Origin of the sequence: Pseudomonas sp. D3-10 (genome assembly GCF_051132175.1) — a bacterium.
In the GTDB taxonomy this organism is placed as follows: domain Bacteria; phylum Pseudomonadota; class Gammaproteobacteria; order Pseudomonadales; family Pseudomonadaceae; genus Aquipseudomonas.
Genome location: NZ_CP071668.1, coordinates 3925908 through 3944980 on the forward strand (window position 1 = coordinate 3925908; position 19073 = coordinate 3944980).

Below are 19073 nucleotides of genomic sequence, written 5' to 3' on the forward strand. Positions count from 1 at the left end.
CCGTATTGCAGAAGGGCCGACGGCGATTAATCTTCATGCGACAATCAGCGCCTATCCATGCCCCTGCCAGGAAGCAGTCATGCCTGATCATCCCCCCGCCCCGCGCCTCACAGCCCTGCGATTGACCGTCAGTATTGCCCTGGGCCTGTGGCTGGGGTTTGTCGCCATCGTTCTGACGGGCTGGTTGCTGTCCAGGTTCCTGTTCGATGAACAACTGGCCCCGGTGGCCGCCGCGGTCCATCAACTGGCGCAACCGCCAGCGGTGCAACCGGCGCCCGAGCCGCCCACCCCGATGTTCGAGCAGTACCAGCAAAATCTGCAGAAGAACGAGCAGCGCCAGGCGTTGGAACAGGTGCGCAACAATACTCGCAACCTGTCCAACCCCAAATGCCAGTTCTGGCTGCAACAGGACCAGAACGCGCCCAGCGAGAAAAGCCGCGCCAATGTCCTGCAATTTTGCGAGTGATCATGAACAAGCAGACCGTTCACCAATTGATCCTCGACAAGCTCAAGGTTGACCTCGACGTCGCCGAGCGAGCCGCGCAAACCGCTTATGAAACCGCGACGCACGAGGAAAACATCGCCGAAAACAAGTACGACACCCTTGGTCTCGAAGCGTCCTACCTTGCCGCGGGGCAGGCCAGGCGCGTAGAGGAAATCCGCCAGGCCCTCGCCCTCTGCCAGAACCTGGCGCTAAGGCCTTACGATGGGCAACGCGGCATCCAGGTCGGCACCTTGATCGGACTGGAAGATGAAGATGGCCGCCAACAGTGGCTGTTCCTGGGGCCGGATGCAGCGGGGCTGAAGGTGTCGCTGGTGGGTCAGCCGATCACCGTCATCACCCCTCGCTCGCCGCTGGGCCGAGGCCTGCTGGGCAAATTCGAAGGGGATGAAGTGGAGATCGTCGTGGCGGGCGCCCGGCAACAGTTCGCTGTCACCGAGGCGATTTAATCCAGCTTAGTGCACCGGCAATTCGACGCCGTCGAACAGCTCTTCGAGTTCCTGCTTGTTGTGGCACTGGATGGCCTTGGCCATCACCTCCCGAGTGAGGTGCGGCGCGAATTTCTCGATGAAATCGCACATGAAGCCACGCAGGAAGGTGCCACGACGGAAGCCGATCTTGGTCACGCTGGATTCGAACAGCTCGCTGGCATCCAACACCACCAGGTCATTGTCGAGCTTGGTATCGACGGCCATCTTCGCCACGATCCCCACACCCAGGCCGAGGCGTACATAAGTCTTGATCACGTCGGCGTCGGCGGCGGTGAACACCACCTTCGGCGTCAGGCCACGATGGCTGAAGGCTTCGTCGAGTTTCGAACGGCCGGTGAAGCCGAACACGTAGGTCACGATCGGGTATTCGGCCAAGGCTTCGAGGGTCAGCTTCGGCAGCTTGGTCAACGGATGGCCCTGGGGCACCACCACGCAGCGGTTCCAGCGATAGCACGGCATCATCACCAGGTCGCCGAACAACTCCAGGGCTTCGGTGGCGATGGCGAAGTCCACGGTGCCATCGGCGGCCATTTCGGCGATCTGCATCGGCGAACCCTGGTGCATGTGCAGCGCCACGTCCGGATATTGCTTGATGAAATTGCTGATCACCGGCGGCAGCGCATAACGGGCCTGGGTGTGCGTGGTCGCGATGGACAGGGTGCCTTTCTTCTCGTTGGAAAATTCCTGGGCGATCTGCTTGATGCTTTCGACCTTGCGCAGGATCTCGCCAGCCGTGGTGATGATGCGCTCACCGGCCGGGGTGACACGGGTCAGGTGCTTGCCGCTGCGGGCGAAGACTTCGACGCCCAGTTCGTCTTCCAACAGGCGGATCTGCTTGCTGATGCCAGGTTGCGACGTGTAGAGGCTTTGGGCGGTAGCGGAAACGTTGAGGTCGTGGTGCGCCACTTCCCAGATGTAGCGCAATTGTTGAAGCTTCATATGTATCCCTCAAAGCAGTTGGATGCGACGGGCATCAGCGACGGCATATAACTATATGAATGGTTGTATTAATAAATCTAGAACTTTTTATAAAAAGCCATCATTTAGCCTTAGGTCTCCCCGTGGCGCCGGCGCTGCACCAGCGGCACCAGGTAGACCGGCACCCGGGATAACTGCAATACCCGTGCGGCGGTCCTCCCCAAAGGGGTCTCGCCATTCGCCCCCTGGCAATGACTGCCTACGATCAACAAATCGACGGAGAGTTTCGCGGCCTGCTCGAGAATGACCTGGGAAGGATCACCCTGGAATACCCTCACCGACTTGATCAGCTTCAAGTCCTGCTGCCCCTCCCCCAGTTCCTCGCGAAAATTGTCGAGTACCCGCTGCTCGATATTGGCCATCACCGTATTCAGACCCTGGCGATGAAATTCGTTCAGCGCGTGCTCGTCGAGGTAGCTTTGCAACACCGACTCGGCGAACAGCCCCATCGGTTCCACCGCATGCACTACATACAACTCGGCTTCAAACGTCCGTGCCAACGCCAAGGCATGCTGCATCACATAAGGGGCATAAAGGCCCAGGTCTGTGGCGTACAGCATCGAACGAATCATGTGACCTCCTCGAATGCCTGAATGGCGGAGATTGATTCAGCTTAGCAGCGCCCCGAGGAGTGCGACGTGCGGCGTGACGCTCCCCGCAACGGGTGGTCAGAGCTTCACTTCGTTACTGATGCCATGGGGCACGTGCCCGGTGGCGACCACTTCCCGGGCAAGCTCGCAATGTCCGGTCTGGTCGTCGAAAAACACGTCGGCGGCAAAAGCCTCGAGAAAGGCCGACTTGGTCAAGCCGCCCAGGAACAGCGACTCGTCGAGGCGGATATCCCATTCGCGCAACGTGCGAATGACCCGTTCGTGGGCCGGCGCCGAACGGGCCGTCACCAATGCCGTGCGGATCGGGCAAGCATCCTCGGGAAACTCGCGTTGCAGCGCATTGAGCGCCGCCAGGAAGCCCTTGAATGGCCCCCCTCGCAGCGGCTCGCGCGCGGCCTGGCGCTCACTGGCCTGGAAGGCTTCCAGGCCACCGCTCTGATAGACGCGTTCCGACTCGTCGGAAAACAGCACCGCATCACCGTCGAAAGCAATGCGCAATTCCTCGCTGGCGGCACGGCTGGCGCCCCCCGACAGAATTGTCGCGGCCGCAAACCCCGCGTCCAGGGCGCTGCGCACGTCTTCGGCATGGGTGGACAAAAACAGGTCGCAGCCGAAGGCCTTCAGATAAGGGTATGGACTGCGGCCCCCAACGAATGCGGCGCGGGAAATCGCCAAGCCATAATGGTGGATCGAGTTGAATACCCGCAGGCCGGTATCGGCGCTGTTTCGCGACACCAGGATGACTTCGACACGGGCGCGCCCAAGGTGCTCGTTGAGGTTGAGCAGTTTCTGCACCAGGGCGAAGGCGTCCCCCGGCTCCAGGACCTCGTCTTCATGCTCGATCTGGTATTGCCGATAGGCCTCGACGCCACTCGACAGATAGACCTTGTGGCTTTCGCTCAAATCGAACAAGGCCCGCGATGAAATCGCCAGCACCAGCTTGTCATCGATGTTATTTGCCATGTTGCCCCCTTTCGCCTGTCAACGGTTGCGGCGATCCAGGAACGCCAGCGCCTGATGCAACGCTTCGATCTTCGGCAGCTCGCAGCCTGCCGCCTTGGCCGCCGCCAATGGCCGGGCGTAGATTGCCTCCAGCTCCAGCGGCCGTTTATGGGCGTAATCGTGATACATGCTCGGCCAATAGTCGGGCATTTTTTCGGTCATCGTGAACAGATAATCCGCATACCCAGGCGCGATCTGATGGCCGCAGGCCTGCGCACCGCGTACCACCTCGCCCATGAGCGCCTGGATCAGCCCGCGACTGTGATCATTCGCCATCAACGGCGAGGTGCTGGCGCCCAGCAGCACCGACAGGCCGTTATACGGTACGTTCCACACCAGCTTCTGCCAACGAGCCTGTTGCAGGTCGGGCATCGCCTGGGAGTCGATGCCGGCGTCACGGAACAGACCCGCCGCCTCTTCGACGATCGCCATACGCTCAGCCTGGTCCTGGCAGGGACCACTGTGATAGCCGATGTTGACCGCACCGAGCGCCTGGTGAGCGATGACGCCCGGGCCGACACGATTCACGCAGATCAGGCACAGGCCACCCAACAGGTGCAGCGAATCGGGCAACAACGGCCGCAGATCGTCTTCGACATCGAGGCCGTTCTGCAGCAACAGGATTTTCGCCCCATCGGCGGCCGCCTGGATGATCGCCGGTGCCAGGTCGGCATTGCTGGTGGTCTTGGCGCCCACCAGCAGCCACTCACAAGGCGGCATCTGCTCAGCCGAGCGGTACGCCTGGACCGGATCGAGGCTCAGCGTGCCATGGACATCGCTGTCGATCCGCAGGCCGCCCTCGGCGACGGCGGCAAATTCGCTGCGCAACAAGAAGTGAACGTCGTGACCGGCCCGGGCCAGCATCACACCGTAAAACCCACCGATCGCCCCGGTGCCGATCATGCCGATCCTGCCGCTCCCGGGTCTAGCGCCTGCCTGCGTCATGCAACTCCCCCTCTCTGACAATCCCCGCGCATCATTACACAGGACCCACGCTTCGTGGCGAGGACCCTGCCCGCCGCAATTAAAGCGGCCCCTGCCCATTGTCGAGCCACCTCCGAACGCGCTAAGGTTCGGCTCCCCGACGCGCTTAACTTCGCTGTGCACCGCCGCGCGGGGATCGCTGGCGGCCGGCACCCGTGACCTGACGAGTAACACGATGGCTGATTTACCGATCAATGACCTAAACGTCGCCTCCAACGAGACCCTCATCACGCCTGACCAGCTCAAGCGCGATATCCCCCTGAGCGACGCTGCCCTGCGCACCGTGACCAAGGGCCGGGAAGTCATCCGCAACATTCTCGACGGCACCGACCATCGCCTGTTCGTGGTCATCGGGCCTTGCTCGATCCACGATATCAAGGCTGCCCACGAATACGCCGAGCGCCTGAAGGTACTCGCCGCGGAAGTTTCCGACACCTTGTACCTGGTAATGCGGGTGTATTTCGAGAAGCCTCGTACGACCGTTGGCTGGAAGGGCCTGATCAACGACCCGTACCTGGACGACTCCTTCAAGATCCAGGACGGCCTGCACATCGGTCGCCAATTGCTGCTGGACCTGGCCGAAATGGGCCTGCCCACCGCCACCGAAGCCCTGGACCCGATCTCTCCGCAATATTTGCAGGACCTGATCAGTTGGTCGGCCATCGGCGCACGCACCACCGAATCCCAGACCCACCGGGAAATGGCCTCCGGCCTGTCCTCGGCGGTCGGCTTCAAGAACGGCACCGACGGCGGCCTGACCGTGGCGATCAACGCCTTGCAGTCGGTTTCCAGCCCGCACCGTTTCCTGGGCATCAACCAGGAAGGTGGCGTCTCGATCGTCACCACCAAGGGCAACGCCTACGGCCACGTGGTATTGCGCGGCGGCAACGGCAAGCCGAACTATGATTCGGTCAGTGTCGCCCTGTGTGAGCAGGCGCTGGACAAGGCCAAGGTCAAGCCGAACATCATGGTCGATTGCAGCCACGCCAACTCCAACAAGGACCCGGCGCTGCAGCCGCTGGTGATGGAAAACGTTGCCAACCAGATCCTGGAAGGCAACCAATCAATCATCGGCCTGATGGTGGAAAGTCATTTGAACTGGGGCTGCCAGGCGATCCCGAAAGACCTCGCCGATTTGCAGTACGGCGTCTCCATCACCGACGCCTGCATCGACTGGGGCACCACCGAGAAAACCTTGCGCAGCATGCACGCCAAACTCAAGGACGTGCTGCCAAAGCGTCAGCGCAGCTGATCGATCGCTTCGACAGATAAAACACCAGCATAAAAAAACGCCGGGCTTTTCAGCCCGGCGTTTTTTTGGGGAACCGTTGGGTGTCAGAGCTTCGCCGCGTGCCGCTGGTGACGCTCCATGTATCGCTCCACATAGGAGCAGGACGGGATCACCGTGTAGCCCATTTCCTCGGCGTACTGCAGGGCCGCTTCAGTCAGCTTCGCCGCGATTCCCCTGCCACGCAACGCGTTGGGCACGAACGTGCGATAGATATCCAGGGTCTGCTTGCCCAGGTCCATGTAGGTCAGATAGGCACGATGACCGTCCACAATGGTCTCGAACTGATGACCAGCCTGGTCATGGTGGATGGTAACCGCCTCGCTCATCACTACTCCTCGCGGGTCTGAATGCCGACCCCTACCTTACCGATGTTTTTCCGGCGAAGGAACATCTACGCCACCCCGTGCCTGCTTGGTCACCGAGCGCAAAAAATCAATCGCTCAAACCCGAGCACGTCGTGAATAGTAGGCACCAATGACGCAAATGCTCAAGGCACGCCTGTCACTGAAGGGATAAACCCCGGTGGGTTTATCGATTGAGCGTCACGCTCACCCTGTAGTCGATCAAGGCGCAATAGCTGAACATCGCCAGTTGTTGAGTCTTGAGACGAGCGCCGATTGTTAAAGTCACCGCCGTTACCAATAAAAGATGTGCCGGCGGTTGCGCAAAAAATGAGCAAAAGTCTAGGAGAATCAATAAACAGCGACTTTAGCGCTCTGCAATGAGTTGGTCTGCCCAGCGGAACTTTTCTTCACCGCCGCGCTCCATTCCGGAGGTTGGGCTGTGCGTTTTTTAAACAGCACTCAGAAAAGTTGCTTGAAAAAGAATCACCGCCTACAATTTTTTTGCTTCTTGCGCTACGTCAGTTTACTTACTACAAGTAATGAGTAGTATGTACGCCGGCTAACTCCTCACTCTGGGGAGACAGTCATTAAATAGAAAGTCCTTGAAGGGGAACACGATGAACAACGTTCTGAAATTCTCTGCTCTGGCCCTGGCCGCAGTTCTGGCTACCGGTTGCAGCAGCGCATCGAAAGAAACCGAAGCCCGTCTGACTGCTACCGAAGACGCAGCAGCTCGCGCCCAAGCTCGTGCAGACGAAGCCTACCGTAAAGCTGATGAAGCTCTGGCTGCTGCTCAAAAAGCACAACAGACTGCTGACGAAGCTAACGAGCGTGCTCTGCGCATGCTGGAAAAAGCTAGCCGCAAGTAATAGTCCTTCGGGATTGTTATCGAGCCGACCTGTTACTGGGTCGGCTTTTTTATTGCCCTGAGTTTTTGCAAGGCAAAAAAACCGCCGAGGTCGCAAGAAGTCGGCGGTTTGCTTCAGGACAGTTACTGGGGCATGTCGACCGGTGCGCTCGAGACCATCGGGGCCGATGCACTTGGCACTGCAATTTCCACCGGCAGGCCATCTTCGGCAGCTACCACGTCACGCACCACGTCCCAGTTCATGCGCAAGTTGCTGGTGATGTCCTCACGCTTGAGCATCGCATTGATGACCGCGGTGTGCTTGTCCACCACGGACGGGTTGCCCTTGTCGTCCAGGGGCGTATGGGCTTCCAGGTAAACCTTGCCGCCACTGAGGCCCAACTTGTACGGATCGTTGATGATTCGTACCGAAGTGCCCACCGGCACCATGCCGGCCATCTCCAGGACGTTGTTGTTGAACATACGGAAACAGCCGTGGCTGGTACGCATGCCAATGCCAAACTTCTTGTTCGATCCATGGATCAGGTAGCCCGGCGTACCCAGGGTGAACTTGAACGGGCCCAATGGATTGTCAGGACCGGCCGGCACGACATTCGGCAGCGGGTCGCCATCAGCGGCGTGTTCGGCCTTGATCGAGGCCGGAGGCGTCCAGGTCGGGTTAGGCGTCTTGGCGATGATGCTGGTGTGCGCAATGGGCGAACCCCAACCTTCGCGGCCAATCCCCAGCGGGAACGTATAAACCACGTTCCGACCCTTGGGGAAATAGTAGAGGCGATATTCGGCGAGATTGATCACGATGCCTTCGCGCGGGCCCGGAGGAAGAATGAAACGGGTCGGCAGGACAATCTCGGTGCCAGCCCCCGGCAACCACGGATCGACCCCGGGGTTGGCCGCCACCATCTCGGTATAGCCCAAGTCATAGGTGGTGCCCAGGTCAGCGAAGGTATCTTCGTATTTGGCCTTGATGACCTGCACCTGGCCGACGATGTCTTCGCCCGGTGGGGGCAGGGGCAACTCCAACGCAGCAACGGGACCAGCCATACACAGGGCGGCAAGAGACAGGCAGCGGGCGACGGCAGGCAAGCGCGGCAACATCCGGGAAATCCTTCGCAGATCGAACAAGGGGTATCGAAACGGCGATTGTACACTGCCCCCCGTTATTTCGGGGAGAGCGGCACCGGAGTGTCCGATGCGCAGCATGCCGGGGGATCAACTGAAACCCTGTGGGAGCGAGCTTGCTCGCGATTGGCGGTGGGCCTGCCTGCACTGTATGGGACTGTGCCGGCCCTATCGCGAGCAAGCTCGCTCCCACAAAAGCGATACTCTGGGCCAGAAGGATCACAACTCGAACCGCAACTCCGGCCAGATTGGCGAGGTGCCGCGTTTCTGCGACTCCAGGATCGCCCGGCACAAGGAACACAGGCGGTGATCCTGGAAAATCCTGCGATCGACCCCGGACCAACGTGGCTGGGCCGGCAACAGGCTGCCGCACAGGGTCCGGTCGGCCGATCCGCCCAGTTCCAACTGCCGGGTCACCAGGTGCACCCGTACTTCCTGGCAGGCGAACAGATCCAGCTGCTCGTCAGGCTCGATCAGTTGGTAGGCAAACAGGGACCAGGCGGGACGCGGCATCGGGGGCTCCAAATCGGGGGCGCCACATTAGCCGAAACACCGCCTGTAGAAAAGCGTCAAAGCAGCGGTTTCAGCGTCGGCCAGACATTTTCCAGCAACTTGCCCTGAGCCGCGACGGACGGGTGCAACCCGTCGCCTTGCATCATCCCTGGGACACCTCCCACATCCTTGAGAAAAAACGGCACCAGCGGCACCTTCTTCTCCTCGGCCAAGGTGGTGTAGACCTTCGCGAAAGCCTCGGTGTAGCGCCGCCCATAGTTGGGCGGCAACTGCATGCCCAGCAAGATCACCTTCGCACCGCTGGCGCGAGAGCTCTCGATCATCGCTGCAAGGTTTTGTTGCAATTGTGTTGGCGGCTGTCCGCGCAGCCCATCGTTGCCTCCCAACTCCAGAACCACCACCTCCGGCTTATGGGCCGCAAGCAGCGTCGGCAGGCGCGCCAGGCCACCTGCACTGGTGTCGCCACTGATCGAGGCATTGACCACTTTATCGTCGAAACCCTCGGCCTTGAGCCGTTGTTCTAGCAACGACACCCAGCCTTGCCGGGTATCCAGGCCGAAAGCCGCGCTGATACTATCGCCAACGATCAGGACTGTACCCGCCGCTGCGTTCTGGACCATGCACATCAAGGCCAGGCCGGCACTCAAAAACCACACACGCATCGGATTCTCCATGGGCTCAAGCATTCTCACCGCGACGGACCTTAGCAAAGTGGTTCCCAGCGCGGAAGGTGAACTGACCATCCTGCACGAACTCAGCCTGGAACTGAACAAGGGCGACAGCCTGGCCATCGTCGGCGCGTCCGGTTCCGGCAAGTCGACGCTGCTCGGCCTGCTGGCCGGGCTCGACCTGCCCAGCAAGGGCGAAGTGACCCTCGCCGGCCAAGCCCTCAGCGCATTGGACGAGGATCAGCGGGCACGGGTTCGCGCCGAACATGTCGGCTTCGTCTTCCAGTCTTTCCAGCTGCTCGACAGCCTCAACGCGCTGGAGAACGTTATGCTGCCGCTGGAACTGGACGGCCGCAAGGACGCCCGGGAGCGCGCCACGCAACTGCTGCAACGGGTCGGGCTCGGCCAGCGGTTGACTCACTCGCCACGCCAGCTCTCCGGCGGCGAACAACAGCGCGTTGCGATCGCCCGCGCCTTTGCCGCCGAACCCGACGTTCTGTTTGCCGACGAGCCTACCGGCAACCTCGACAGCCACACTGGTGAACGCATCAGCGACCTGCTGTTCGAGCTGAACAAGGAACGCGGTACGACCCTGGTGCTGGTCACCCACGACGAACGCCTGGCCCATCGCTGCCGGCGCCTGATCCGACTTGAAGCCGGCCAGATGGTCGCGCCCCTGGAGCCTTGATGGCACGCTTGCCCCTGCTGCGCCTGTTCAGTCTTGCCATTCGCCAGTTGCTGCGCGACGCCCGCGCCGGCGAGCTGCGCGTGCTGTTCTTCGCCTTGCTGGTGGCCGTGGCGGCAAGCACCGCCATCGGCTACTTCGGCGCCCGGCTCAACGGCGCGATGATGATGCGCGCCACCGAGTTCCTCGGCGCCGACCTGCTGCTCGAAGGCAGCTCCCCCGCCCGCCCGGAACAGATTCGCAGCGGCACCGAACTGGGCCTGGAACATGCCCGCGTGGTGGAGTTTTCCAGTGTCGTTGCCACCGACAACGGTATCCAGCTGTCCAGCGTCAAGGCAGCCGATGACATCTACCCCTTGCGCGGCGAACTGAAAAGCGCCCCCGCGCCCCTTGCACAGGAGGAAACAGGCGGACGTCCAGCCCCGGGTGAGGCCTGGGTGGAGGCGCGGCTGCTGACCGCCCTGGACCTGAAGATCGGTGACAGCATCGATGTCGGCAACAAGACCCTTCGCCTGAGCCGGGTGCTGACCTACGAACCGGATCGCGCCGGCAACTTCTACAGCCTTACACCGCGAGTCATGATCAATCTCAAGGATCTGGACGCCACGGGCGTGGTGCAACCGGGCAGCCGCGTCAGCTATCGCGACCTGTGGCGAGGCCCGGCCCCGGCACTGCAAACCTACCGCGACCTGGTCAAGCCAGGCCTGGAACCCAACCAGCGTCTGCAGGATGCCCGCGATGGCAACCGGCAGATCGGAGGCGCCCTGGGCAAGGCCGAGCGCTACCTGAACATGGCCAGCCTGGTGGCGGTGCTGCTGTCCGGCGTGGCCGTCGCCCTCTCCGCCAACCGCTTCGCCACCCGGCGCTTCGACGCCAGCGCGCTGTTGCGTTGTCTCGGCCTGTCGCGCCGGGAAGCCATGGTGCTGTTCAGCCTGCAATTGACAGTGCTGGGCCTGCTGGCCAGTATCAGCGGCGCCCTCCTTGGCTGGATCGCCCAACTGGGCCTGTTCGCCTTGCTGCATGACCTGTTGCCGACCACCGTGCCGCCAGGCGGCCTGTTGCCGGCGATCGCCGGGATCGGCACCGGGTTGGTGGCGCTGGCGGGGTTCGCCTTGCCGCCGTTGGCTGCACTGGGCCGGGTCCCGCCGCTGCGCGTACTGCGCCGGGACATGCTGCCGATCCCCTCCAGTACCTGGGTGGTCTACGGCGCCGCATTGGGTGCCCTTGGGCTGATCATGTGGCGCCTGAGCCTGGACCTGGTGCTCACGTTTGCCCTGCTCGGTGGCGGCGTGATTGCCGCGCTGGTCCTTGGTGGCCTGCTGCTGCTGGCATTGCAGAGCCTGCGTCGGATGCTGGCCCGCGCCTCGCTGCCCTGGCGCCTGGGGCTCGGCCAGTTGCTGCGCCACCCGCTGGCCGCGGCGGGCCAGGCCCTGGCATTCGGCCTGATCCTGTTGTCCATGGCATTGATTGCGTTGCTGCGCGGCGAGTTGTTGGATACCTGGCAAAACCAGCTGCCCAAGAACGCTCCGAACTATTTCGCCCTGAACATCCTGCCCAACGACAAACAGGCGTTCGCCGACAAGCTGATGGAACTGTCCGCGCAGTCGGCCCCGCTGTATCCCGTGGTACCGGGGCGGCTCATCAGCATCAACGGCGAGCCGGCCAAGGAATTCGTGACCAAAGACTCGGCGGGCGACCGCGCGCTGCAGCGCGACCTGAGCCTGACCTGGGCCGCGGATCTGCCTGCGGGCAATGTGGTGACCGCCGGAAACTGGTGGCCTCAACAGCCACCGGACGATATTCCAGGAGTGTCGGTGGAAGGCAAGGTGGCCGAAAACCTCAAGATCAAGCTGGGCGACCGCCTGGTGTTCAATGTCGGGGGTCTCAACCGGGAGGCGAAGGTCACCAGCCTGCGGGAAATCAATTGGGACAATTTCCAGCCAAACTTCTTCATGATTTTCCAGCCCGGCACCTTGAAGGATCTTCCGGCCACCTACCTCACCAGCTTCTATCTGGCAGCCGGTCACGACCAGCAGATTGTCGACCTGTCACGGGCGTTCCCCGCCGTGACGATCCTGCAGGTGGAAGCCCTGCTCGAACAACTGCGCAGCATCCTCGCCCAGGTGACGCTGGCCGTGGAATATGTGCTGCTGTTCGTGCTCGCGGCGGGGATGGCCGTGCTGTTCTCAGGCTTGCAAGCCACGCTCGATGAGAGGATTCGCCAAGGCGCATTGCTACGCGCCCTCGGTGCCGAGCGGCCACTGCTGACCAAGGCCCGGCGCATCGAGTTCGGTTTGCTGGGCGCGGTCAGCGGCTTGCTGGCCGCCCTGGGCTCGGAGTTGGTGAGCCTGGTGCTTTACCGGTACGCATTCGACCTGCCATGGCATCCGCATCCATGGCTGCTGGTGCTGCCATTGGTGGGCGCTTTGCTGATCGGTGCAGCGGGCGTATTTGGTACCCGCCGAGCGCTCAACGCCAGCCCGCTGACAGTGTTGCGCGAGGGTTGATAGACTTCCGGCTTCGCTATCACAAGAAGTTGCCATGAGTCGCTATCGCCCTCCCCGCACCGCCGGCACCGCGCTGATCACCCCCGAAGGTGAGGCGCGGATGCGCGCTGAACTCCACGAACTCTGGCACGTGCGCCGTCCCCAGGTGACCCAATCGGTCAGCGAGGCGGCGGCCCAGGGCGATCGTTCGGAAAACGCCGAATACACTTACGGCAAGAAGATGCTGCGGGAAATCGACAGTCGCGTGCGCTTCCTCACCAAGCGCCTCGAAGCGCTCAAGGTCGTCAGTGAAAAGCCCAGCGACCCAAACAAGGTTTATTTCGGCGCCTGGGTCACCGTGGAAGATGAAGAAGGCAACGAGTCCCGCTATCGCATCGTCGGGCCCGATGAGCTGGATTTGAAACAGAACCTGATCAGCATCGACTCGCCGCTGGCCCGGGCATTGATCGGCAAGGCCCTGGATGCCGAAGCCCGAGTCCAAACGCCTGCCGGCGAGCAACTTATATATATAACCCACATCGAATACCTGTAAAAACCAAAGAAAATTAATCCGCGGACATATCGCGGCACAACGACAAGCAACTTGTTATTTGACATCAACAGGTTCATCCGGGAAATTGAAAGTGCGCCGAGAGCGCACTTTTTTATTATCTGTACATATTCAAGGATGAATAACATGGACCCGAACTTCAGTGATCGATGGATGAACCACACACCGCAAATTTATAAACTTCGCATCGATGAACTAATTCTCCCGGCACCCATGATTCAGGCTCTGACAGAGAAGCGCCGAAGATGCAGTTTCCGTTTGAAATCACCCAAGACGTTCCAATCCGCGATCAGATCAACCGTGGGTTTCGCGTACTCGACCTGCGCGTTGAGCTGTTCGCCGACCAGCCTGCCGGGCACCCGCGTCGCTTCCAGCTTTATCACCTGACCTCGTCGGGCCGTACCGTGGCCGGTGATGTCCTTGACGTGCTCAACGCGTTTTATGCGAACCCAGCCCGAGGGAAGGAAATCATCGTTTTGAACTTTCATCAGTTCAAGAATTTTACCGATGCGGCACATAACGAACTTCACGACCTGATTGACCAGACGATCGGACATCGACTGATCCACTACGCTCAGAGCTATATGACGCTTCAGGAACTATGGCAGCGCATGCCAGGAAAGAATATCGTCATTTCCTATAACAGGCGTGGCGGGGATGGTTACTGGCCCGGGGTCGAGCACCAATGGTCCGGCGAGGACTATATAAGCACTTCAACGCTGAAAAAATTCATGGACGATGCCAGTTCACAGCCTAAAAGGCCCTACGCGCTTCGCTCCATCCAATGCGCGAAATATACAGGCTTCTTCGTCCCGGATGATTTCAGCGACAAAGTTGACGAATGGTTCGCGTCCCAAGACATCAATAGCTATATCCAACGCTTTCACATCATCAATACCGACTGGTCGACGCGAAGCAGCATTGTGCTCAACTGCATGCACGCCAACCAGTTCCGGGGCCTGGCCAAAGGGGACCTTAACGGCGGGTGATCAGTCCCTGCCTGGCCACACGGGTCAGCTGCCGGATCGTTTCGGCAGCGTCCGCCCGGGTGGGGGACTGGATCACGGCGAGGTCGAAGCTGTCATTGGCAAAACGCGCCAGGGACTCGCCGTCTTCGACAAATTGGATCAGGAAGGCAGCAGGCCCATGGTTGCGTCGCGGCCAGCCGTCCAGATAACGCAGCAGCGTTGGCTGGTGGGTACCGCCCAGGAGAATTTTCGGATTGCGTTGGAGAAGGTTCGCCGTGATTGGCGCAAGACGTACGAGGGGGCTGGATGCGTTCATTGTGTCGTGTCTCTGCCTCAAAAGTCTGCATGGCAGGTGAGAGGCAACACCGAACCAGCGCTTTAGCGGTATTTCGAAGCCCTGTTGTCCTGGCTTCTATCGGTGACCGGAAGTCACCTGGCGCCCCGCAAGTAGCTGTTTAAATCGGCGCATGAGCGGCATCCTAGAGAAGCTGACCGGCCAGTGTCAAGAATCGACGAGCACAAAAAAGGCCCGTACTGGACGGGCCTCGACGACTCAAGCAAGGGGTCAGCGGGCGATGGCGTTGTCGGCGGAAAGCTTGCCAGCACCTTCAATCAGCACGGCGATGCTACCCGCCAGCAGGGCCAGGCCAAACTCGTAGCCATTGTTGGCCATGAACAGACCATTGCCGATATGCACCGAGAAAATCGCCACCAGCGACAGAATCGCCAGACCCAGCGCCGCAGGGCGCGCCAGAAGGCCGATGATCAGCGCCAGGCCGGCAAAGAACTCGGTACCGCCCGCCAACGTCGCCATCAAGTAACCGGGAGCCAGGCCAATGCTTTCCATCCACTGCGCCGTCCCCGCCAAACCATAACCGCCAAACAGACCGAACAGCTTTTGCCCACCGTGGGCAGTGAAGATGATACCGACGACGATGCGCAGGACAGTCAGGCCGTAGCCAGCACGGGAGAACAGTACTTTGTTGATGAGAGTGCTCATGGATCATTCCTTGGTGATGTGTGGTTGGACGCCATATTAATCGAATAACCTTATCTAACTAGCGCAAAAACTCCGCCATAACGATCAGGTTATTTGATTATTTTCGCAGGACCACCTTTCGTTCCTGGGACTCCAGCGACTCTCGGTCCCGGTCAAACGCCAGATAGTATTTGTTCACACTATTAACGTAGCTGACTGCGCCCATCCCCACCTGCTCCATGGCGATTCGCTCCACCTGGAAAAACCACTGGTTCGGGTTCAATCCCCGTCGCCGGGCCTCGGCGCGCATCCCTTGCACCCGCTCGGGTCCCATGTTGTAGGCCGCCAGGACGAACGCCATGCGCTCTCGCTCGTTGAGTTTGGGGCTGGCGAAAAACTTGCGGCGGATCATGGCCAGGTACTTGGCGCCAGCCTGCACATTGCCATCGAGGTTGCGGATGTCATTGACCCCGACCCGCTGGGCCGCGGACGGAGTGATCTGCATCAGGCCCGTCGGGCCGCTGCCGCTGCGCGCGTTGGGTTGCAGGGCCGACTCCTTGAAGGCCAGGGCCGCCAGGTTGAGCCAGTCCATGCCTTGAGCCTGGGCGTGCTTTTGCAGCACCGGCCGCAGCTTCTCCAGGCGCTGGCGATTGGCCCGGGCCAACGGATAATGGACCTGGTACAAGCGACGGTAGATCCGCAGAAACGCAGCGTCCTCGTTTGACGGTGCCTTGTAGGTGACGAGGAATCGATCGATGCTCGCCCGCAGCATCGCGGCGTCACGACGCACGAACCAGAACTCATCGCTCGGCTCGCCGATGAGCAATTGGCGGTCGAAGCGCAGCTTGGGCAAGATCTTGCCCCAACGTTCTGCGATCGGCTGTTCGACAATGGTCAGGTGGAAGATCCCGCCCTGGACCATCTCCAGCACATCCTCCACCGCCAGGGTGGGATCGACCCACTCGATTTTCACCGCCGGCAACTTGAGCAACGCAAGCTTCTGATTGATCTGGCTGACGGCATCCCCCGCCGCGCTGCCAGTGGGCAGGGCCAGGGTCTTGCCAGACAATTGTTCGACGCGGGTATATCGCTTCTCCCCCTTGATGCCCACCAGCAGCCACGGCACGTCGCTGCGGATCGGATCACTGGCGCTGACCGCCTGGCCCGGTTGCGGCTCAAGCAGTTCGCCGGGAGCGACCAGGTCGCCCTCGCCACGTTGCAACGCGCCAAGCAGTTGATCCTTGGCCTTGGGAATGATCTTGAGGGTAATTTCCTGGCCGTCCCGGGCATGTCCGTTGAGGTATTGCTCGAACGCCCGCAACCGGTGATATTCGACGCCAATGGGCTGTCCCTGGACTTCGCCGGAACTGTTGCGGCTCTGATTGACCAGGACTTTCAGCACCCGGCTGTCCCGGATCTGCGCCAGGTCCCGGACGGTTCCCGGCGCCACGGCTTGCAGCGGTCCGGGCAGCCGCGCTTCGGCCGGCATCGGCAAAAACAGCGAACAACACAGCACAAGCAATACCTGGGGACGTGCCATCCACTCTCCGGAAGGACAGTGCCGAGCCATCCCAGGGAACGGGACCGACTGGCAAAACAGAGCACCTTGGGGCGCTGAAAAGTGCGAAAGACTGGCACAGCGATGGCATTCGCACCACCCCAACCGGTCTCGTGGCCTCAACAGACAGCCGCAACTCGTTGTAGTTCTTGGCTTTTTTTATAAATCTACAGCTCTGATATGCTTTGCGGCCTTTGGGCCGAGGTAGCACCATGCAACTCATCGATATCGGCGTCAACCTGACCAACCCCAGTTTTGCCGACAAACACCAGGCGGTGCTCGAGCGCGCTTATGAAGCGGGCGTCTGCCAACTGGTCTTGACCGGTACCAGCATCGAAGGCAGCGAGCAGGCCCTTGAACTCTGCCAGCACCTCGACGAAGAGGGGCAACGGCTGTTTTCCACTGCCGGCATCCATCCCCACAGCGCCAGCGACTGGACGACCGACAGCGCACGACACCTGAAGGATCTGCTCAAGCAAGACCGCGTCCGCGCGGTGGGGGAATGCGGATTGGATTTCAACCGGGACTTCTCGCCCCGCCCACAGCAGGAAAAGGTCCTGGAAGAACACCTGGCCCTTGCGATGGAGTTGCAATTGCCGGTGTTTCTCCACGAGCGCGACGCCGACCAGCGTCTGCTGGAAATTCTACAAGGCTTTCGTGACCGATTGCCCGCCGCGGTGGTGCATTGTTTTACGGGCGAGCAAAAAGCGCTGTTCCGCTACCTCGATCTGGACCTGCACATCGGAATCACCGGGTGGATCTGCGATGAGCGCCGGGGCACCCACCTGCATCCATTGATGCGGGAAATCCCACGCGGTCGGCTCATGCTCGAAAGCGACGCCCCGTATTTACTGCCGCGTACCCTGCGGCCCAAGCCCAAGAACGGTCGCAACGAGCCGGCGTATCTGACGGACGTCCTTCGCGAAGTTGCCCTGCACCGCGGTGAAACCCAGGAAGACCTGGCAGCCCACACCACCGCCTGCGCCCGGGCGTTTTTTGGGTTGCCGAACCTTTCCGAATGAGCCGAAAGGCCCTGGGGAGCGAGCAAGCTCGCTCCCCAGGGCTCTTGGTCAAGGGCTCTTTAGCATCTGTTGACGCACATCAAAACCCCGCCCCCTGGATAGCAGCAGAATACTGGCACCTTGCCGAAACTGTTTCCGCTATCAGAGAAGACCTACCATGGGTGCCTGGCTTAGCAATATCTCGCTTAAATACAAATTCTGGGCGGTCAATGCGGTCGCATTCGCCACAACCTTGCTGTTGGTGCTCTATGCCATGCATTTGGAACAGCAGGTCCGAGGGGTGAGCCTGGGTCTGGTCTTTGCCGAACGCTTCAGCCAATACGCCGTGGCGGTGATGGTGTTGATGCTGGCAATGCTGGGTGCCTCGCAACTGTTGATCCGCTTCCTGCTCAGTCAGCTCGACACGTTGAAAGACGTGATGCTGCACGTGGAAAAAACCGGTGACCTTTCTGCCCGCGTGCCCTTGGCCTGCCGCGACGAGGTGGGCCAGATGGCCGCCGCGTTCAACGCGATGCAGGCGGGTTACCAACGGGTGGTCGACACCGTCGCCAGCACCGCGCGGCAGTTGGACAACGGGGCCGCTCGGCTGGCGTCGAGCATGAACGAGGTGCGCCACGGCATGCTCGGCCAACAGAGCGAGACCGACCAGGCCGCCACGGCGATCAACGAGATGTCCGCGACGGTTTATCACATCGCCCAGCATGCTGGCGCCACCCGTGATCTGTCGAAAACCACCGACACCCTCGCCGGCAACGGCCGCGAGGTGGTCAGCCGTGTCCAGCAATCGATTACCGGCCTGTCCACCGGCGTGCAGCAGACAGCCGAGATGATCCAGCGCCTGGCCGAAGACAGCCAGAAAATCAACGGCGTGGTCGGTGTCATCCACAGCATCGCCGAGCAAACCAACCTGCTGGCCCTGAACGCCGCCATCGAAGCGGCGCGGGCCGGTGACATGGGGCGAGGCTTTGCGGTGGTGGCCGATGAGGTCCGCAACCTCGCCAGGCGGGTCCAAACCTCTACGGACGAGATCACCACGATGGTGTCGGCGCTGCAGGCGGTCACCCGGGATGCGGTGGAGTTCATGCAGGAAAGTTCGCACAAGGCCGATGACTGCGTACAGCAGGCTTGCGCAGCCGGCGAGGCGTTGGCGCAGATCACCGAGGCGGTGGCGCAGATGCGCGAGAGCAATACCCAGATCGCCGTCGCTGCCGAGCAACAAAGCCACGTCGCCGAGGAGATGAACAGAGCGGTGCTGGGTATTCGCGACGTAACCGAAGACACCGTGCGCCAGACGGTGGACTCCGCCGCCACCAGTGCTGAACTGGCGACGCTGGCGGGGCAATTGAACAAGGCGATTGGGCAGTTGAAGCTTTGAACCCCTCGTCCAGAAGGCTTATGGCTATCGCCACCTATCGCCACGATAGCCAACCGCG

Annotated in this window: 21 protein-coding genes; 10 read left to right on the forward strand and 11 right to left on the reverse strand. The window is 61.0% G+C overall.

Annotated features, from left to right (window positions below; all coding sequences use genetic code 11):
• The first annotated feature begins 79 nt into the window (after positions 1-79).
• Entirely contained in the window at positions 80-466 is a 387-nt protein-coding gene (locus tag J3P90_RS17565; protein WP_434650425.1) for a cytochrome b/b6 domain-containing protein, read from the forward strand.
• 2 nt (positions 467-468) lie between these two features.
• Positions 469-951, forward strand: a complete 483-nt coding sequence (locus J3P90_RS17570; protein ID WP_420764804.1) for a GreA/GreB family elongation factor — start codon at positions 469-471, stop codon at positions 949-951.
• 6 nt (positions 952-957) lie between these two features.
• Here the strand turns inward: J3P90_RS17570 and cysB are convergent, their stop codons facing one another.
• The 4 genes from cysB to J3P90_RS17590 form a co-directional block, all read right to left on the reverse strand.
• Entirely contained in the window at positions 958-1932 is a 975-nt protein-coding gene (gene cysB / locus J3P90_RS17575) for an HTH-type transcriptional regulator CysB (RefSeq protein WP_003183769.1), read from the reverse strand.
• Between the two features lie 110 nt (positions 1933-2042).
• On the reverse strand, positions 2043-2543 hold the full coding sequence (locus tag J3P90_RS17580; protein ID WP_420764805.1) for a universal stress protein: 501 nt from the start codon (positions 2541-2543) through the stop codon (positions 2043-2045).
• Between the two features lie 96 nt (positions 2544-2639).
• Entirely contained in the window at positions 2640-3545 is a 906-nt protein-coding gene (locus J3P90_RS17585) for a 5'-nucleotidase (RefSeq protein WP_434675122.1), read from the reverse strand.
• Between the two features lie 18 nt (positions 3546-3563).
• Positions 3564-4529, reverse strand: a complete 966-nt coding sequence (locus tag J3P90_RS17590) for a putative 2-dehydropantoate 2-reductase (RefSeq protein ID WP_434675123.1) — start codon at positions 4527-4529, stop codon at positions 3564-3566.
• 214 nt (positions 4530-4743) lie between these two features.
• On the opposite strand from J3P90_RS17590, the gene J3P90_RS17595 reads away from it, so the two are divergent.
• The gene (locus tag J3P90_RS17595) at positions 4744-5820 is read left to right on the forward strand and encodes a 3-deoxy-7-phosphoheptulonate synthase (RefSeq protein WP_420764808.1); all 1077 of its coding nucleotides are present in this window, start codon (positions 4744-4746) and stop codon (positions 5818-5820) included.
• Between the two features lie 83 nt (positions 5821-5903).
• Here the strand turns inward: J3P90_RS17595 and J3P90_RS17600 are convergent, their stop codons facing one another.
• Positions 5904-6185 (reverse strand): GNAT family N-acetyltransferase, encoded by a 282-nt coding sequence (locus tag J3P90_RS17600; protein WP_420764809.1) that lies wholly within the window; start codon positions 6183-6185, stop codon positions 5904-5906.
• A gap of 635 nt (positions 6186-6820) precedes the next feature.
• Here J3P90_RS17600 and oprI point away from each other — a divergent pair.
• Entirely contained in the window at positions 6821-7072 is a 252-nt protein-coding gene (gene oprI, locus J3P90_RS17605; RefSeq protein WP_011335311.1) for an outer membrane lipoprotei OprI, read from the forward strand.
• Positions 7073-7194: 122 nt separating this feature from the next.
• Here oprI and J3P90_RS17610 read toward each other — a convergent pair whose 3' ends face one another.
• From J3P90_RS17610 to J3P90_RS17620, 3 genes are all read right to left on the reverse strand, one after another.
• Positions 7195-8166, reverse strand: a complete 972-nt coding sequence (locus J3P90_RS17610) for a L,D-transpeptidase family protein (RefSeq protein WP_420764810.1) — start codon at positions 8164-8166, stop codon at positions 7195-7197.
• 243 nt (positions 8167-8409) lie between these two features.
• Positions 8410-8703 carry a hypothetical protein gene (locus J3P90_RS17615; RefSeq protein ID WP_041020059.1) on the reverse strand — a complete coding sequence of 98 codons (294 nt, stop codon included), beginning with the start codon at positions 8701-8703 and terminating at the stop codon, positions 8410-8412.
• 56 nt (positions 8704-8759) lie between these two features.
• Positions 8760-9365, reverse strand: coding sequence for an arylesterase (locus tag J3P90_RS17620; protein ID WP_434563121.1), 606 nt, complete (start codon positions 9363-9365; stop codon positions 8760-8762).
• Positions 9366-9375: 10 nt separating this feature from the next.
• On the opposite strand from J3P90_RS17620, the gene J3P90_RS17625 reads away from it, so the two are divergent.
• From J3P90_RS17625 to J3P90_RS17640, 4 genes are all read left to right on the forward strand, one after another.
• Complete coding sequence (locus J3P90_RS17625; RefSeq protein ID WP_039588896.1) at positions 9376-10059, forward strand: ABC transporter ATP-binding protein; 684 nt, start codon at positions 9376-9378, stop codon at positions 10057-10059.
• Complete coding sequence (locus tag J3P90_RS17630) at positions 10059-12563, forward strand: ABC transporter permease (protein ID WP_420764812.1); 2505 nt, start codon at positions 10059-10061, stop codon at positions 12561-12563. The genes J3P90_RS17625 and J3P90_RS17630 overlap by 1 nt, the downstream gene beginning before the upstream one ends.
• Positions 12564-12597: 34 nt before the next feature.
• A complete protein-coding gene (greB, locus tag J3P90_RS17635; RefSeq protein ID WP_420764813.1) occupies positions 12598-13095 on the forward strand; it encodes a transcription elongation factor GreB in 498 nt (165 codons plus the stop codon).
• Between the two features lie 263 nt (positions 13096-13358).
• The gene (locus J3P90_RS17640; protein WP_434675124.1) at positions 13359-14102 is read left to right on the forward strand and encodes a hypothetical protein; all 744 of its coding nucleotides are present in this window, start codon (positions 13359-13361) and stop codon (positions 14100-14102) included.
• Here the strand turns inward: J3P90_RS17640 and J3P90_RS17645 are convergent.
• From J3P90_RS17645 to J3P90_RS17655, 3 genes are all read right to left on the reverse strand, one after another.
• Positions 14089-14397, reverse strand: coding sequence for a class I SAM-dependent methyltransferase (locus tag J3P90_RS17645; RefSeq protein ID WP_420764815.1), 309 nt, complete (start codon positions 14395-14397; stop codon positions 14089-14091). The two genes, J3P90_RS17640 and J3P90_RS17645, sit on opposite strands and share 14 nt — an antisense overlap.
• Before the next feature lie 249 nt (positions 14398-14646).
• Positions 14647-15081, reverse strand: a complete 435-nt coding sequence (locus J3P90_RS17650) for a DoxX family protein (protein WP_434563116.1) — start codon at positions 15079-15081, stop codon at positions 14647-14649.
• A gap of 97 nt (positions 15082-15178) precedes the next feature.
• Positions 15179-16600 carry a transglycosylase SLT domain-containing protein gene (locus J3P90_RS17655; RefSeq protein ID WP_434675125.1) on the reverse strand — a complete coding sequence of 474 codons (1422 nt, stop codon included), beginning with the start codon at positions 16598-16600 and terminating at the stop codon, positions 15179-15181.
• A gap of 230 nt (positions 16601-16830) precedes the next feature.
• On the opposite strand from J3P90_RS17655, the gene J3P90_RS17660 reads away from it, so the two are divergent.
• Positions 16831-17640 (forward strand): TatD family hydrolase, encoded by an 810-nt coding sequence (locus tag J3P90_RS17660; protein ID WP_434610401.1) that lies wholly within the window; start codon positions 16831-16833, stop codon positions 17638-17640.
• 157 nt (positions 17641-17797) lie between these two features.
• Positions 17798-19015: a methyl-accepting chemotaxis protein gene (locus tag J3P90_RS17665; RefSeq protein WP_434675126.1), complete on the forward strand. Its 1218-nt coding sequence runs from the start codon at positions 17798-17800 to the stop codon at positions 19013-19015.
• The last annotated feature ends 58 nt before the right edge of the window (positions 19016-19073 follow it).